Annotated in this window: 14 protein-coding genes and 1 tRNA gene; 10 read left to right on the plus strand and 5 right to left on the minus strand. The window is 59.6% G+C overall.

Annotation, left to right across the window (positions count from 1 at the left end; translation table 11 throughout):
- Positions 1–29: 29 nt before the first annotated feature.
- Positions 30–1,046, plus strand: a complete 1,017-nt coding sequence (locus EL18_RS11325) for a helix-turn-helix domain-containing protein (protein ID WP_081871160.1) — start codon at positions 30–32, stop codon at positions 1,044–1,046.
- 212 nt (positions 1,047–1,258) lie between these two features.
- Here the strand turns inward: EL18_RS11325 and EL18_RS11330 are convergent.
- Together EL18_RS11330 and EL18_RS11335 are read right to left on the minus strand one after the other, a co-directional pair.
- Positions 1,259–1,335, minus strand: a tRNA-Arg gene (locus EL18_RS11330).
- Positions 1,336–1,585: 250 nt separating this feature from the next.
- Positions 1,586–1,849: a DUF4242 domain-containing protein gene (locus tag EL18_RS11335; RefSeq protein WP_036484633.1), complete on the minus strand. Its 264-nt coding sequence runs from the start codon at positions 1,847–1,849 to the stop codon at positions 1,586–1,588.
- Positions 1,850–1,997: 148 nt separating this feature from the next.
- Here EL18_RS11335 and EL18_RS11340 point away from each other — a divergent pair, with 148 nt between their 5' ends.
- Positions 1,998–2,876: a LysR family transcriptional regulator gene (locus EL18_RS11340; protein ID WP_036483054.1), complete on the plus strand. Its 879-nt coding sequence runs from the start codon at positions 1,998–2,000 to the stop codon at positions 2,874–2,876.
- Between the two features lie 28 nt (positions 2,877–2,904).
- Here the strand turns inward: EL18_RS11340 and EL18_RS11345 are convergent, their stop codons facing one another.
- Positions 2,905–3,813, minus strand: coding sequence for a hydrogen peroxide-inducible genes activator (locus tag EL18_RS11345; protein WP_036483056.1), 909 nt, complete (start codon positions 3,811–3,813; stop codon positions 2,905–2,907).
- A 94-nt stretch (positions 3,814–3,907) separates the two neighbouring features.
- On the opposite strand from EL18_RS11345, the gene EL18_RS11350 reads away from it, so the two are divergent.
- Positions 3,908–4,885, plus strand: coding sequence for a sodium-dependent bicarbonate transport family permease (locus EL18_RS11350; RefSeq protein WP_036483059.1), 978 nt, complete (start codon positions 3,908–3,910; stop codon positions 4,883–4,885).
- Between the two features lie 84 nt (positions 4,886–4,969).
- On the opposite strand, the gene EL18_RS11355 is transcribed toward EL18_RS11350, so the two are convergent.
- Entirely contained in the window at positions 4,970–5,275 is a 306-nt protein-coding gene (locus EL18_RS11355) for a DUF2218 domain-containing protein (protein ID WP_036483064.1), read from the minus strand.
- 128 nt (positions 5,276–5,403) lie between these two features.
- Here EL18_RS11355 and EL18_RS11360 point away from each other — a divergent pair, with 128 nt between their 5' ends.
- From EL18_RS11360 to EL18_RS11390, 7 genes are all read left to right on the plus strand, one after another.
- Positions 5,404–6,306, plus strand: a complete 903-nt coding sequence (locus tag EL18_RS11360; protein WP_036483069.1) for a siderophore ABC transporter substrate-binding protein — start codon at positions 5,404–5,406, stop codon at positions 6,304–6,306.
- 3 nt (positions 6,307–6,309) lie between these two features.
- Positions 6,310–7,269: an ABC transporter permease gene (locus EL18_RS11365; protein WP_036483073.1), complete on the plus strand. Its 960-nt coding sequence runs from the start codon at positions 6,310–6,312 to the stop codon at positions 7,267–7,269.
- Positions 7,262–8,206 (plus strand): iron chelate uptake ABC transporter family permease subunit, encoded by a 945-nt coding sequence (locus EL18_RS11370; protein ID WP_081871161.1) that lies wholly within the window; start codon positions 7,262–7,264, stop codon positions 8,204–8,206. Before EL18_RS11365 ends, EL18_RS11370 begins: the two co-directional genes overlap by 8 nt.
- Positions 8,203–8,961 carry an iron ABC transporter ATP-binding protein gene (locus EL18_RS11375; RefSeq protein WP_036483079.1) on the plus strand — a complete coding sequence of 253 codons (759 nt, stop codon included), beginning with the start codon at positions 8,203–8,205 and terminating at the stop codon, positions 8,959–8,961. The genes EL18_RS11370 and EL18_RS11375 overlap by 4 nt, the downstream gene beginning before the upstream one ends.
- 102 nt (positions 8,962–9,063) lie before the next feature.
- Positions 9,064–10,050, plus strand: a complete 987-nt coding sequence (locus EL18_RS11380) for an ABC transporter substrate-binding protein (RefSeq protein WP_036483082.1) — start codon at positions 9,064–9,066, stop codon at positions 10,048–10,050.
- 21 nt (positions 10,051–10,071) lie between these two features.
- Entirely contained in the window at positions 10,072–11,832 is a 1,761-nt protein-coding gene (locus EL18_RS11385; protein WP_081871162.1) for an ABC transporter permease, read from the plus strand.
- Between the two features lie 146 nt (positions 11,833–11,978).
- Entirely contained in the window at positions 11,979–13,889 is a 1,911-nt protein-coding gene (locus EL18_RS11390) for a putative bifunctional diguanylate cyclase/phosphodiesterase (protein ID WP_051914058.1), read from the plus strand.
- Between the two features lie 3 nt (positions 13,890–13,892).
- Here the strand turns inward: EL18_RS11390 and EL18_RS11395 are convergent, their stop codons facing one another.
- Entirely contained in the window at positions 13,893–14,759 is an 867-nt protein-coding gene (locus tag EL18_RS11395) for a formate/nitrite transporter family protein (RefSeq protein WP_036483085.1), read from the minus strand.
- Between the last annotated feature and the right edge of the window lie 128 nt (positions 14,760–14,887).

A 14,887-nucleotide genomic window follows, 5' to 3' on the forward strand; every position in this document is an offset into this window, starting at 1 on the left:
GATATCTCCTGTCGTTGCTACGACGACAGATGGACAAGGAGCGCCGGACTTTCTATATTTCAAAGTCCAAATTGCTTCATCGAAAGTCCGAATTGAATAATTCTACGACAGATCCGCTTGGCAGCGTTGTCGCGCTGCTCAAGCCGCAGCCCTCCATCGCCAAGCTGGTCAGTGGCGGCGGGCGCTGGCGCGTCGAGCGCACGAACATGGCCAACCCGTTTTACTGCGCCATGTCGGAGGGGACCTGCCTTCTGACCATCCGAGACGGCGCGCCGATTGTTCTTGAGGCGGGGGACTTCGTGCTGGTGCCGGAAGTCTTCGATTTCACCATGACGAGCATCGACCCACCCCCAAGAGGCGCCCCAAGCCTGAGACTGGAAACCGGCCCAGGCGTATTCCAGCTCGGCGAACGGGACGCACCGACCGATGTGCGGTGCCTGGTGGGCCACTGCAGCTTTGGCTCGCCTGACCGCGAACTGCTGGTCTCGCTGCTGCCAACGGTGATCCATGTGCGCGCTCAGAGACGGTTGATCGCGCTGGTCCAGATGATTCAGGAGGAGACACAAAGTCAGCTTGCAGCACACGACATGGTGCTGCGGCACCTGTTGGAATTGCTGCTGATCGAGGCCCTTCGCTCCGTCGCTAGAACCACTGCAGAACCGGGCATGCTCCGCGGTCTGGCAGACCCTCAGCTTGCTTTGGCGCTGCGGCAAATTCATGCCAACCCCGCTGCCCACCTATCGGTCCAAGCCCTCGCCTCTGCAGCGGGCATGTCCCGCTCGACCTTTTTTGACCGCTTCCACCGCGAGGTCGGATCCGCGCCCATGAAATATGTAGCGGGGTGGCGCATGGCGGTGGCAAAGGACATGCTGTTGGACGGCAAAATAGCTATGTCAGAGCTGGCGCAGCGCGTTGGCTACGGGTCGGTCAGTGCGTTCAGTATGGCCTTTTTGCGCCATGTCGGCACCCCACCGGGCGCATTCGCCGCTAGCCGCCAGGCTGCATACGTCGCACCTCAATCAGTGCAGGGCCGATCTGCGAAATGATGCGCATTGCTCCATGGTGTGATGACGTCCAATGGCAGCTTTCCGGAACTGGAGATTTAGCTTTGTGTAGCCGACATGGGGTCGTGAGTTGCCTTTCGCTTGCCGTCAAGTTTTATCGGGCATTAGCTTGGTATCGGCGGTTTTGCATGTCGCTTGGTGGGCGGGCGGTGATTGGGGCCAATATCGCGCAGTGGAGGGCAATCGACGAAAGTTGGCGCACCCGACAGGATTCGAACCTGTGACCTCTGCCTTCGGAGGGCAGCGCTCTATCCAGCTGAGCTACGGGTGCATTGGCCGCGGGGGCGTTACGCGGCTTTCATAGCGGATGCTTGGCGATCCATCAATGCGGAAATGGCGCTTGCATTCCTCTTCGGACAGAGGGGAGCGATGCGGTCGTTTTTCGCGAGGCAACGTCGTGCCGCAATTTGCGGTAAGGCAACACGAAGGGCGTTGGAACGATTGGCCTGACTGCAAGGCGTCCTCCGTAGGCGCGGTGAAACGGTCTCGGCGGAGAACGCCTGCATGGTGAGAAGCCAGACCTATGGGGTGAGGTCCAGTGCCTCCACCACCTGGCTGTAAGGCAAACCCGCCTTGTCGTTAAGCCGCCGGACCTGCTCAATGTCGTTGCTTTCGAACAGGCACATGCAGCGACCATCCTCGGGAGCGAATGTCGAGCGAATATATGCGATCCGCTCTCCGTTAGCTGACATGTCGGCCGCTGTTGCAATTGCCGCCCTCTGCGCTCCTGCCAAGTCCTCCATACTGATACCCTTGAGGTTTCGTTCAACCATATAGACAGTCATTTTCATTCCTCCTCATGCTTGCGATGGATCGGATTGCACCACGTGTTTCGCCATGGCGGAAATGGCGTTTTCTCATTGATCCATAACTTACGGTTGGGTTCGGCTGTGATAAGCTCCTCAAGCGGTGGGATCGACCGAGGAGTTGATCATGGAGATGGCACAGATCCGATATGTGCTGGCGGCTGCCAAAAGCCTGAATTTCACCAAGGCTGCCGAGGAATGCTGTATATCCCAACCGGCTCTGACCAAAGGCATCAAGGCACTCGAGAACGAACTGGAAGCGGAGCTTTTTCATCGGGAGGGGCGCCGGATATTGCTGAGCGAGTTCGGTCGATCAATGCTCCCCCACCTGCAGCAGATCGTGGAGGAAACGGAAGCTGCGCGCGCGCTGGCGCAAAATTTCCGCCTGCTCAAGAAGATACCCATCCGCCTCGGCGTGCTCTCGACGGTTGGACATGTGCGGCTTTCCCGATTTCTCGCTCGCTTCGACAAGGAGAACCCGGGCGTTGAGCTGTCGGTAATCGAGGGCTCCGCATCAGGACTTTCCGACCAGTTGCTTGAGGGCGAACTGGACGTCCTGATCGCGACCAGGACAGCCGAACTGGAAGACCGCTTGCGCACACAGGATCTTTACAGGGAGCGATATGTTGTCGTTTTCCCGCCCGATCACCGACTTGGTGCACACGACGCGGTGAGTTTGGCTGATCTTGATGGAGAAGATTACGTGGATCGACTCTCCTGCGAGATGCGGGAGATGGTGATGTCCGCATGCCAGAGCGAAGGCGTCGAGCTCTACGCACGCTTTCGTTCCGAGAGAGAGGACTGGGTACAGGCCATGGTCCTTGCAGGGCTCGGATTTGCCTTCATGCCGGAGTTTTCGGTCAGCCTGCCGGGACTCATGCAACGCCCGCTGATCGAGCCGGAGGTAGAACGCCAGATAGCTGCCATGACTGCCCCGGGTCGAAAATTCTCGCCGGGTCTGGAATCCTTTTTCAGGGTGGCTAGCCGTTTCTCGTGGCCGGGCTGAACGAGGGTTAGCCGGGAGCGCTTTGGCTTTAACCAACAGCCAGATCGAGGGCCTTAGCTGCTTCTCTCATGACGCCCACGAGACGCTCGCGGCTGTCGTCGAAGGTCCGGTTGTCGGGGAACATCAGGCTGATGCCCCGGTTTGCGTCGGTCATGACCAGCGGCCTGACAACAACTTCCTTCCTGTGCACGGCCTGTCGGCGCGCGAACAGATCGGGGAGTACGGCTATGCCGGCGCCCGTGGCGGCCATCAGCAGGATTGAGTCGAGACTGGTGCCCTCATAGTCATCCGACACGATACCGCCGCTTAGGCCGGCCAGGCCGTAGACGATCCGCGCGAGGCGGTGCCCCGTGTCCAGGGTGAGCAAGCGCTGGCCAGTCAGATTGGCCGCCGTCACCTCGTCCATGGAAGCAATGGCATGGTCGGGCGAGGCGCACACCCAAAGCGGCTCCGTGAACAAAGGATACTGACGGGTGTTCGGATGATCCTCAGGGGTTGAGATAATGGCATCAAAGCGCCCGTTGCGGATGCCCTCATCCAGGTTCAGCGTGTTTTCCTCACGCACGATCACACGCAAGTCCGGCTCGTCGCGATGCAGGGATTGCATCACCTGTGGCAGGAGGTAAGGGCCAATTGAGGGAAGTGCACCCAGTCTCAGCCTTCCGCCAAAGGGCAAATCGGTGGCCATGACACTGCGAAGGCTCTCCACCTCGCTGATGATGCGCCGCGCGCGGTGAACGAATTCCAGTCCCTTGGCCGTTGTCTGGGCTCCGTTGCGCCCTCGCTTGAAGAGCTGCACGCCAAGATCGGCTTCCACTGCGGCGATCTGGCTCGACAGACTTGGCTGACTGACATGCAACGTCTCCGCGGCAAGACCAAACCCGCCGAGCTGGTGCACGGTGACGATATATTCAAGCTGTCGGAACGTCGGCCTCATTCATAGTCTCAAACTATATTTCGAGAGATAAGAAAGTATTTTAACTATGAATTGAGTTGCGGCAATAGCGCGGCATCGAAATCTGGAGCCTGCAATGTCTGCCGTCATCGACACGCTAACCGGTAACCTGATGGTGCCGACAATCCTCTTCTTCGTGCTGGGCCTCGTGGCTGCGGCCATACGCAGCGACCTTTCCATTCCGGAAGGTGCCGCGAAGTTCATGTCGCTCTATCTCCTTCTCGCGATCGGCTTCAAGGGCGGGCACAGCCTGGCGCAGCACGGGCTGCATGCCGATCTGCTTCTCGCCATCATGGCGGGCCTGGTCTTGTCTTTCCTTATCCCCTTTCTCGCCTTTCTGCTGTTGCGTGTCACGACCCGTCTCGACGCCTTGAACGCGGCTGCGGTGGCGGGACACTACGGCTCTATCTCCATCGTGACCTTTGTGGCGGCATCAAGCTTGCTGGAGCTCGCGGGGGTGAAGTTCGACGGCTACATGGTCGCGGTTGCCGCGAGTATGGAGGTGCCTGCAATTCTGTCGGCATTGTGGATCGCTCACCGCTTTTCTGGAGAAAGGGAAACGAAGGGGGTTCCTGCACGCGAGCTGTTTGCAAACGGGTCGGTACTACTGCTTACAGGGGCATTCCTGATCGGAGCCGTGACCAAGGAAAAAGGCATGGAGATGATCGCGCCATTCGTCGTCACGCCCTTTGTCGGCATCCTCTGCCTGTTTCTCCTGGACATGGGAATTTCTGCCGGACGGAGCCTCTTGCGCAACCGTCACATGCTGAATGCCGGGCTCTTCTCCTTCGGCCTGCTCATGCCTCTGATTGCTGCACTTTTCGGGTGGGCTGCCGGCTGGGCCATCGGCTTGCAGACCGGGAGCCTGTTCCTGTTGATGGTTCTCGCTGCCTCCGCTTCTTATATCGCGGTACCCGCAGCAATACGGATTGCGCTTCCAAGGGCGGAGTCGGGAATTTACCTGACGCTCTCGCTGGGTGTGACATTTCCCTTCAACATCACGGTCGGACTGCCGCTCTATCTGTGGCTTGCGGGCCTTGGCGCGCCGAGCTGACCACCCAAGGGTGCGAATTTCAGGGAGGCGGAAGAAGTGCGCCGCCTCTCTGTTGCAATTTTGGAGGGAGTAGCTCCGGCAGTCTCAGGCAGGCTCTGCGGACTTCCAATCGAGACGTTCGAGCTTCTCGCGGAAGGCAAATCGGACGAGATGGCTCTCGATCACGCCTTTGCCCCGGTCAAGGCTCTCTTCGTCCGGGGCGCTGAGAGCAAAGCGGATGCCGGTGTCGTCCGCGCTCATTTTGGCTGCAGCAGGCCCGAACGAACAGCGGCCGTTCCCGCCGTGCTCCGCGTCATATTCCACATCGATCTTGTGTGCGAAATGCTTGCAAAGCTGGATGAGGTATCTGCGCCCGTTTTCGGTCTGATAGCTGGCAGTGGCAGTAGGCATTTCGTGTGTCCGCCTTATTGTTGAGTAAGCAAATCATATTATTCTGGACTCGCAAATTGCAATGGGCTAAGCCGCGTAAAGTTGAAATTTCCAATCAAGTATAACGCTGACCCCGAAGGAGCTTGTCCATGAGAAGCCTCGTCCAGATTGCTGCCGCTGCAGTTCTTTTCGCAGTACCGGCACTCGCCGATACGCTGACGGTCGAAACGGCGCGAGGCCCTGCAGAAGTGCCCGCATCGCCGGAAAAGATCGCAGTCTTCGACCTTTCGGCGTTCGACACTCTGAACGCACTGGGTGTTTCGGTTGCCGGTTCGGTGGACAAGGCCTATCTGGGTCATCTCAAGGACGCGCATGAAAAGGCCGAAGTGGTCGGCTCGCTCTTCGAGCCGGACTTCGAGGCGATCAACGCGATGCAGCCGGACCTGATCATCGTCGGGTCGCGTTCCTCCGAACAGCTCGAGCCGCTTTCCAAATTCGCTCCGACCATCGACATGACCGTTTGGGGTGATGATCTCCTGGGTCTGGCGAAAGCCAGAATCGAAGCCTATGGCAAGCTCTTCGATCGTGCCGACAAGGCGAGCGCCCTCAGCGCGGAACTTGACGAAAAGCTTGCGAAAGCACGCGAGACCGTTGCCGGCAAGGGCAAGGCCATGATCGTCATGACCAACGGGCCGAAGGTCTCGGCCTATGGCAAGGGATCGCGCTTCGGCTGGCTGCATCAGGCACTTGAACTTCCCGAAGCGGTTGAAACCTCCAGCGAAAATTCGCATGGCGAAGCGGTTTCCTTCGAATTCATCCGTGATGCCAATCCCGACTGGCTTCTGGTAATCGACCGCTCGGTGGCAATCGGTGCGGAAGGTGCCCGCGCCGACGAAACGCTGGACAATGCCCTGGTGGCCGAAACCACCGCCTGGAAGAACGGTCAGGTGATCTATCTCAATGCTGCCGATCTCTACATTGCCGGCGGCGGTGCGCGCTCGATCATGAACACGCTCGACCTGCTCATCGAAGGCTTCAACAAGCCCTCCTGATCCATGAGCCTTCCCGTCCGGTCAGCAACGCTGCTCGCGCTTCTGGGGCTGGCAGCAGCCAGCCTCTTCGTGGGCGTCATCGACATGGCGCCCTCTCAGCTCTTGCGCGACAGCGAGGCACTCAAGCTGATTGCGATCAGCCGCCTGCCGCGCACGCTCGCGGTTATACTGACCGGTGCCTCGCTGGCTGTTGCAGGCGTCATCATGCAGATGCTTGCTCGCAATCGCTTCATCGAACCGACAACGGCCGGCACGGGGCAGAGCGCGGCATTGGGCATTCTGCTTGCCACGCTTTATGCGCCGGGCGCACCACTCGCTCTGAAAATGGGTCTTGCCAGCCTGACAGCACTTCTCGGCAGCGGCATCTTTCTTCTTATCGTGCGACGCCTGCCTGTCACCCAGCCGCTGCTCGTTCCGCTCGTCGGACTGGTCTATGGCGCGATCATCGGCGCAGGTGTCACGTTTCTCGCCTACCGGGCCGATCTGCTTCAATATGTCAGCATCTGGCTCAATGGCGAGTTTTCCGGCGTGATCGCCGGTCGCTACGAGTTTCTCTTTGTCAGCGGGGTTGCGGCGGTGATTGCCTATTTGGCTGCCGACCGTTTCTCCATTCTGGGGCTGGGCCGTGATGCCTCGATCAGCCTCGGCCTCAACTACAACCAGATGCTTCTTCTCGGACTGGTCGTGGTATCGGTCATCACCGCGCTTACGGTGGTCAATATCGGCATGATCCCGTTTGTCGGGCTCGTGGTGCCGAATATCGCAAGCCGTCTACTGGGCGACAATCTGCGATCAAGCCTGCCCTTCGTTGCGGCCTCTGGTGCGGGCCTTGTTCTTGTCTGCGACATTGTCGGTCGCATCGTGCGCCACCCCTACGAGATCCCGGTTGGCACGGTATTCGGCGTTGTTGGTGCCGTGATCTTCCTCTGGCTGCTTTATGCCAAAAGGCCTTCCCATGGCTGAGCGTCGGCTGGTCTGGCTTGCTGTTGGTCTCATCGTCGCAGTCCTCGTCTTCATGACCTGGGGGGCGCGCGGGAACTGGGGTTTCGTGTTCACCTTCCGCGGCACGAAGCTTCTGGCTCTTCTGGTGGTGGGCGCGGCGATTGCCGTATCGACGGTGCTGTTCCAGACCATCACCGCCAACCGGATTCTGACGCCTTCCATCATGGGGTTCGACGCGCTGTTCCTCCTGTTCCAGGCAGGGCTGGTCTTCGTGCTTGGCGGCTTCGGCGTGACGCAGCTTTCAAGCGGCCTGCGCTTCGCAATGGAGTTCGCGCTCCTGATGGGTGCTGCACTTCTCCTGTTCGGGACACTCATCGGTGCCGCGCGTCACGACATTCACCGACTGGTACTCACCGGCATCATCTTCGGCGTACTCTTCCGCAGTCTCACATCCTTTATCGAAAGGCTGATCGACCCGAACGAATTTGCAGTCGTCCAGTCCAGCAGCTTTGCAAGCTTCAACAGCTTCGATGCGGATCTTCTGCGCTATTGCGTGCCGCTTTGTGTGCTGGGAATTTCAGCCGCATGGCATTATCGCCGCGAGCTCGACGTGATTGCGTTGGGGCGCGACCATGCTGTCAATCTGGGGCTGAACCACAAGCGCGCGGTGCTCATCATCCTGATCATCATTGCGCTGCTAGTTTCGGTATCCACCGCGCTTGCCGGGCCGGTCACCTTTTTCGGCCTGCTGGTCGCCAGCCTCGCGCATCTGGTGGTGAGGTCGCACCGCCATGCCACGCTGCTGCCGGCCGCCAGTCTTTGCGCGGGCATTGTCCTGGTCGGCGGACAGGCCATCACCGAGCGCGTGCTGTCGCTTTCCGTACCGCTTTCAGTCGCCGTCGAATTCCTCGGCGGCCTCGTCTTTCTCACTCTTATCCTGCGGGGCACACAACGATGATCGAGATCGAGAATGTGAGCCATCACCACGGCCATCAGCAGGTGCTTCACGATATCAATCTGACGATTCCCAAGGGCGGCGTGACGGCGCTTGTGGGTCCGAATGGCGCTGGCAAATCGACGCTTCTGTCTTTGATGGCGCGCCTGCAGACCTTGCAAAGCGGTCGCATCCGCTTTGACGGGCTGGATGTGAGCAGAACGCGGGGCGAGGCGCTGGCACGCAAGCTTGCTATCCTTCGGCAGGATACACAGCTTGGCTCGCGGGTCTCCGTGCGCGACCTGGTCGGTTTCGGGCGTTTTCCGCATTGTCGCGGACGCATGGGCGCTGACGACCACGCTGCGGTCGATCAAGCTCTTGCCGCCTTTCAGCTCGAAGGGCTGAAGGAGCGCTTTCTGGACCAACTTTCAGGCGGGCAGCGCCAGCGGGCGATGGTGGCGATGAGTTTCGCGCAGGCGGCAGACTATCTCCTGCTCGACGAGCCGCTGAACAATCTCGACATGTCCTTTGCGCGCGGGCTGATGCATCAGCTCCGCACGCTCGCCGATGAGCACGGACGGACGATCATCGTGGTCATCCACGAGATCAATTATGCGAGCGCTCACGCCGATCGCATCATCGGGTTGCGAGACGGTCGACTGGTGGCACAGGGCACGCCGCCGGAGATCATGGAAGCCGACACGTTGAAGGCGATCTTCGGCGCCGAGCTTCGCGTTCAGGAAGTCGAAGGCAAGCGGATGGCGCTCCATTACGCGTGAGGCGGCTCGACCGGGCTTCATATCACCATTATACCGGTGTCATCTGCCGGTAACACAAAGCCCCTAGCTCACACGCATCCATCCAACAGACGGAGCGAACAGATGAACTCCCTTGCCAAGATCCTTATTGCCGGCGCATCGCTGCTCGCGACCGCTTCGGCTGCTTTCGCCATTGAGGGCAAGCTCACCCTCTACACCTCGCAGCCGAACGATGATGCGCAGCAGACCGTCGATGCTTTCATGGCAAAGTATCCCGATGTCGAAGTGACCTTCGTTCGAGACGGGACCACGAAAATCGTTGCAAAGCTGCGCGCGGAACTGGAAGCGGGAAATTCGCCCGCCGATCTGCTTCTGATCGCTGACAGCGTGACGATGGAAGGTCTGGCCAAGGATGGCTATCTGAAAGCTTATGAGGAAGCCGATGTCTCGGATTATGCCGACGAGATGCAGGACCCCGAGCGAATGTGGTTCCCCACCAAGCTGATAACCACGGGCATCATCTACAACACCAATGCACCGATGAAGCCCACCTCCTGGAAGGATCTCCTTGGCGAGGAAGCCAGGAACCAGGTTGCCATGCCCTCCCCGCTGACCTCCGGTGCAGCCCTGATCCACACCCATTCGATTGTCGAGACTCTCGACACGGGCTGGGACTATTACGAGCAGCTGGCGGCAAACGGCGCACAGGCTTCCGGTGGCAATGGCGGTGTTCTCAAGGCCGTTGCGGGCGGCGAAAAACTTTACGGCATGGTGGTCGAATTCCTGCCGATCCGCGAAAAGGCCAAGGGTGCTCCCGTTGACTTCGTCTTCCCCGAAGAAGGCGTGTCTGCCATTTCCGAACCCGTAGCCATTCTGGACGGAACGCAGAACGAGGAAGCCGCGCAAGCATTCGTCGATTTCCTGCTTTCCGAAGAGGGCCAGGAACTGGCAGCAAAACAGGGCTACATGCCAGCACTTGCCGACGTGGCGCCGCCGGAAGGATTCCCGTCTCTGGCAGAAATCAGTTTCCTGACGATTGACCCGGCCAAGGCACTGGAAAGCGCGGAAGCCGACAAGGAAAAGTTTGCCGAAATCTTCGGCCAGAACTGATCCTCTCGAGGCACGTGCTCGATGGCATTTCTCACCGATACGCTTCCCCTCCGTTCAAGACGGCGCAGGGCTGAAAGCTGGTACGAAATGGAAGGCGGCACGATCGCGATATTCGTGATCGGCGCCGTCGCCATCCTGTGCGTCGTGCCAATGCTGCAACTCCTGTTTGCTGCCGGTGGAGTGCTGCGGGACGGTTTGCCCCGTGCCGCGGACCTTCTGGCGAGTGCTAGCGTGTTGCGTGCCACTGGGAACAGCCTGCTCATTGCTGCCGGCTCCACGGTGCTCGCGATGGTGCTTGGCGTGGCCGTTGCGGTCATTCTCACATGCATGGAGATGCGAACCCGACGGTATCTCGGATTCCTGTTCGTCCTTTCGCTCATGGTGGCGCCACAGGTTTCAGCGCTGGCCTTCAAGACCCTTGCGGGACCCTCATCACCGATCCTGAACACGCTCGGCCTGGCTCCCGCGCCCGGCACTCCCAATCCGATGCTGGGTTTCGGCGGCATCATTCTCGTGATGGGCCTGCATCATGCGCCGCTGGTCGCGCTGACAGTCGCTGCGGGGCTTTCGCGTGTGCCGAAATCGCTGGTGGAAGCCGCTTTGCTGGACGGGGCCGGCGCTTGGACCGTGGTGACGCGGATCATCCTGCCGGTTGCGCGACTTTATCTTCTCTCCGCGGCACTTCTTGCCTTTGTGGCGGGTGTGGGCAATTTCGGAATTCCTGCGCTTCTCGGGCTGCCCGTGGGCGTCACGACCTTGCCAACCATGGTCTATAGGCAACTTGCCAGTTTCGGTCGCGGCGGCATCGAGAATGCGGCTCTGGTATCCATGCTCATCGCGCTCATAGCTGGCGCGGCGGTAATAGCTTCCGCCTGGATCATGGCGCGACGCGACGTTCGCACCGATGGCGAGCGTGGCCTCGAGCCCTTCATCGAAGACTTGAATGCGCGTCGGATATGCGAGGTGGCATTGTGGGTCATTTTCACCTTCGCGATCATTTTGCCGATAGCCTCGCTGCTCGCCACCTCGCTGGTTCCCGCCTATGGCGTTACACTGAACTTCGAGACGCTCACTTTCAGCCAGTTCACCGGGACGCTGTGGGATCAGGCGCTGGTACGACGGGCATTTGCCAATTCGCTGATCTTTTCAGGGTCGGCCGCCGTCATCCTGTCGGTTCTGGCGCTCTTCCTGGCCTATATCGTTGATCGAAGACTGTCGCGGATACGGCTGGCGATCATGCCTATTGTTGAAATGCCCTATGCCCTGCCCGGCGTGGTCGTGGCGATTGCCTGCATCCTGCTTTTCGTCAATCCGCTTCCGGTTGTCGGCTTTACGATCTACGGGACCGGCTGGATCATTCTCTTCGCCTATCTCGCATCGTTTCTCGCCATTGCGGTAAAACCCGTGATGGCGGCGGTCTCTTCGCTGGAACGCAGCGTGGAGGAAGCCGCAATCCTCGACGGAGCCAGTGTGGCGGATCGGCTGACGAAGATTATCCTGCCGATCGTTCTGCCATCGGTTGTTGCAGGCGGTTTGATGGCCTTTCTGATCGCCTTCAACGAGCTGACGATATCCGCGCTCCTGTGGTCGGCGGGTACGGAAACGCTGGGAGTGGCGCTGCTCAATCTCGAAGATGCCGGTCTTGGCACGGAGGCTGCCGCGCTGGCTGTTGTCGCGACATGTGTCGTTGCCGGACTGATGGCTGCACTCGAGGCAGCGCACCGCTTCTTCCCCGATAATGCGCTGCCCTGGCACCAGCTCTGTCCGCGCAAAACCTCCTGAGCCTGGCGGCGGGTCGCAGCAGGGTTAAGCAACTGTTGCCGCGCATTCCGGATTTCTAAATTTGCTCGCGGTCGTATCTTAATTTCCCAAGACTATACCTGTCGCTCTACAGTGAGTGGTGGCGTATGGGGCATAAACTGCAAACCATGATTTGGGGCTTGCACGGCAGGCTGGTTGACTACGCATGTGCGTCCGGGCGAGCAGACGAATATGGCCGCGAGATCGCGGGACGTTTCGTCACCCTGTTCCTTCTCGCGGCTCTCCTGATACCCTGGTTCATCTTCCAGTATTCCTATACCGGTTTCAATGAGGCCGCCTTGTCCCTGGCAATCGCCGGGATAGGCATGATGTCATCGTTTTGGGTCTTCAAATATACCGGCAACGTCGCCTTCACCCGGGACACTTTCCTGGGTGCATTTTTCTGCTTTCTGGTCTGGCAATCGTTCTATTTCGACGGATTGACACCGCCGGGTTCGGTCTGGCTGGTCGTCATGCCGGTGGTCAGCGTTCTTTTGGGGTCGCGACGTTCCGGCACGATCTGGCTCCTGATCTGCATCGCAGCGCTCTTCGTGTCCTATCTTGTGACCGACCAGTATCGGTTTACCGCGCATATCTACACCAGTCGCTACCAGCTCCTGCACACCATCAGCATCAGTTGCATGATGGTCGCGATATTCCTGTTCGTCAGCATGGTCGATGCCGCCCGGGCGAAAGCGTACCAGGCACTGGAAGAGACCGCGGCTTCGGTCCGGCTGCTGGCCGAAAGGGACGAGCTGAGCGGGCTGCACAACCGACGCTACTTCTATGAACGGCTCGAACAGCGACTGGCTCAGTATCCGCTCCAGGCCCATGCAGTACTCCTGACCGACCTCGACGGCTTCAAGGAAATCAATGACACGCACGGGCACCTGGTCGGCGACGAACTGATCAAGGCAGTCGCCAGCGCCTTCAGCGCAATCAGTGAAGGCGAAGATGCGGTTATTGCGCGTCTGGGCGGTGACGAATTTGCCATCCTGGTTTCAGGCGGGAATCTGGAAAATCGCGCTTCCCTGCTGGCACAGGCCCTGCTCGACCGCGTGCGTCACCCCTTCTATATGGCCGGCCACACAGCGCAAATCGGCGTCAGCATCGGCATTGCGGCGGCAGCCGAAACGGTGACCGCCTCGGAGCTTTTGCGGCGGGCTGATGTGGCCATGTATGCCGCCAAGCAAGGCGGCAAGAACCACTTCGTCATGTACGAGAACCGCCTGGACGCGCATCGCAGCCATCAGCTGCAGATGGCACAGGAGCTGGTTGAGGCAATGTCGGAAGGGAGGATCGAGGTTCACTACCAGCCGATCGTGGATGCCAAGACGCATGAGATCACGGCGGCAGAAGCCCTGGCACGGTGGACGCGCGCGGACGGCTCGAACATCTCGCCCGCGGAGTTCATCCGTATCGCCGAAGAAAGTGGCCTGATCAACGATCTTGGAGTTTACATCCTGAGACGCGCCTGCCGCGACGCGGTCGGATTCGGTAAACTGAAACTGTCGGTCAATCTGTCGCCGGTGCAGTTCACAAGCGAAAACCTCGTGGGCGACATCCTCGAAACGCTTCGCGAGACGAACTTCCCTGCCTCACAGCTTGAGCTGGAAGTAACCGAAACCTATCTCATCGAGCACCCCGAACGGGCGCAGCCGGTCATCGAGAAGCTTCAGGCCGCCGGCATCACGGTCACACTGGATGATTTCGGCACGGGTTATTCGTCCATCGGTTATCTGCGGCAGTACGGCTTTGACCGCATGAAGATCGACAGATCGCTGGTCAGCGGCATTGCTGAAGACGAATCCGCGCGAAGCATCATCCAGGCAGCCGCCATTCTCGCCGAGAGTCTTTCCCTCAAACTCACAGCCGAGGGTGTGGAAAGCGAGGAAGAAGCCGTGCTTCTGCGTCTGGCAGGCTGCAGCGAGCTTCAGGGATATTTCTTTGGACGTCCGCAGCCGGTGGAGAATTTCACGGCGCTCCTCGAGGCATCCCCGTCCCGGCGAAGCGACCACGCTGAAAGCCACCTGGCCTGAGCATCAATCTTCTTCCTTCAGTTCCCTTGCAATCTGTCCGTGATTGAGCACTGCAACGAGGAGCACGCCGCCGAGGACATTGCCGAGCAGCGTTGGCAGGAAGAAGTCGAATACATAGGCACCGAAGGTGGCGTCCTTCATCACGACGAGATAGGCGGCCTCCACCGACCCGACAATGATATGCGCCAGACCGGCTATGCCCACGACATAGGTCACGAGAATGATGACTAAGGGACGGGCGGCACCTGCAGACGGCAAGAGCCAGACCATCAGCGCGATAAGCCAGCCGGCGAATCCGGCCTTGATGAAAGTGGCTTCGAAGTCGTTTTCCAGCGCGTGACGACTGACCTCGAGAAATGCAATTCGCTCACTGGAATTGAAGGCGGGTGCTTCAGCGAGTCCGAGTGCGAACACCCAGGTGGCCGCGATATTGGCTGCAAGCACAAGCATCCATAGCGTCAGAACCTGACGAAGAGTCTTCAGATTCGGGTGATGCAGAAGGGGCAGTATCGGTGTGAGTGTATTCTCGGTGAACAATTGCTGCCGTCCGAGAATGACTATGAGGAAGCCGAAGGAATAGCCAAAGCTGGTCACAAGATCCCGCCAAGACGCGTCGGGGAGTTGCTCATGCAACAGACCTTCGGTCAGCAGGGACAGGCCCATGGACAGGCCGGCGGCGAAACCTGAAGCGAGCAAGGCGGAGACGGGTCGGCGGAGTTCGCTCTCCCCTTCCGCGCGAATGGTTTCGTGGATGAGCGCAGCGCTGGGACGGCCAGCCCTGTTTACGCTTTCGATTTCCTGCGGAGAGAGCCCCTCGAGAGAGTGGACCGAGAGTAGCCGGTCGGGCTTTGTTTCGCTGTTTTTCGCCATTCAGTACCGCGCCCCGATAATGCGGGGTCAACACCGCCTGGCGCGGTTGGTTCCCCGGAGCTCAACTTCCCGGCTCGCAGAGAGGGCAAGGCGGCATCCAGAACACCAGATCCGTAAGATGAACGCGC

The organism is Nitratireductor basaltis (genome assembly GCF_000733725.1).
Lineage (GTDB): Bacteria > Pseudomonadota > Alphaproteobacteria > Rhizobiales > Rhizobiaceae > Chelativorans > Chelativorans basaltis.